The sequence below is a fragment of the Pseudomonas sp. Sample_11 genome (assembly GCF_004307505.1).
Lineage (GTDB): Bacteria > Pseudomonadota > Gammaproteobacteria > Pseudomonadales > Pseudomonadaceae > Aquipseudomonas > Aquipseudomonas atacamensis.
Genome location: NZ_RCOD01000095.1, coordinates 1 through 1,419, shown reverse-complemented (window position 1 = coordinate 1,419; position 1,419 = coordinate 1). Strand labels below are relative to the sequence as shown.

Genomic DNA, 1,419 nt, shown 5'->3' with positions numbered 1-1,419 from the left:
TGCTGACCGACATCGAAATCCCGCTGGTACCGGTGCTGGCGCGCATCGAACGCCAGGGCGCGTTCGTCGATGCCGAGTTGCTGGGCATTCAGAGCATCGAGCTGGGCAACAAAATGGTCGCGCTGGAGCGTGAAGCCTTCGAAATCGCCGGGGAAGAATTCAACCTCGGCTCGCCGAAGCAGCTGGGCGTGATTCTTTATGAAAAGCTCGGCCTGCCGGTGCTGAAGAAAACCGCCAAAGGCCAGCCGTCCACCGCTGAAGAAGTGTTGGCGAAACTCGCCGAAGACGATCACCGCTTGCCGAAGGTGCTGATGGAGCACCGCTCGATGAGCAAGCTGAAAAGCACCTACACCGATCGCCTGCCGGAGCAGATCAACCCGCGCACCGGGCGCATCCACACCTCGTATCACCAGGCTGTGGCTTCGACCGGGCGCCTGTCCTCCAGTGACCCGAACCTGCAGAACATTCCGGTGCGCACCGCCGAAGGCCGACGCATTCGTCAGGCGTTCGTCGCACCCAAAGGCTACAAACTGCTGGCGGCGGACTATTCGCAGATCGAACTGCGGATCATGGCCCACCTGTCCCGTGACGAAGGCCTGATGAACGCCTTCCGCAACAATCTCGACGTGCACACTGCAACCGCTGCCGAAGTATTCAAGGTCGAGCTTGATCAAGTGACCTCGGACCAGCGCCGCAGCGCCAAGGCGATCAACTTCGGTCTGATCTACGGCATGGGCGCGCAGAAGCTCGGCAAGGACATCGGCGTCGACACCAAGACCGCCAAGGCTTACATCGACACTTACTTCGCTCGTTATCCAGGCGTGCGCGAATACATGGAGCGCACCCGCGCGCAGGCGGCGGATCAGGGTTACGTCGAAACTTTCTTCGGCCGTCGCCTCTACCTACCGGAGATCAACTCGAACAAGCCGCAGGAACGCGCCGCCGCTGAACGCACGGCGATCAACGCGCCGATGCAGGGCACGGCAGCGGACATCATCAAGAAAGCCATGGTGGCTGTGGATAACTGGCTGACCACGTCGGGTCTGGACGCGCGGGTCATCCTGCAAGTGCACGACGAACTGGTGCTGGAGGTTCGCGAGGATCTGGTCGAGCAGGTCAGCGCCGAAATTCGTACGCACATGAGCGAAGCGGCGAAACTGGATGTGCCGCTGCTGGTGGAAGTCGGCGTGGGCAACAACTGGGATGAGGCGCACTGAGTCATTGTTGCGCAACCGTCGCCGCGACCTACCGTCGCGGCAACTGCCGGGAATCCGGCTTAGATCGAAAGGCGCTTGAGGCTATTCCAAAGCTTTTTGAAAAAAATCTGAACTAATCTGTCGATCGAACACTCAGAGCTACTGAATGGCTGGTGAAGCCCTTCGATGCTCCTATGTTGTGTTAAGTGTTGGCAGATATCTG

The 1,419-nt window shown here is 59.7% G+C and carries 1 protein-coding gene; it reads left to right on the top strand.

The window, feature by feature from the left end:
• Nucleotides 1–1,217, top strand: a 1,217-nt coding sequence (gene polA / locus D8U60_RS24815) for a DNA polymerase I (RefSeq protein WP_130901166.1), incomplete at its 5' end; no start/stop codon positions are given.
• Nucleotides 1,218–1,419 lie beyond the last annotated feature (202 nt).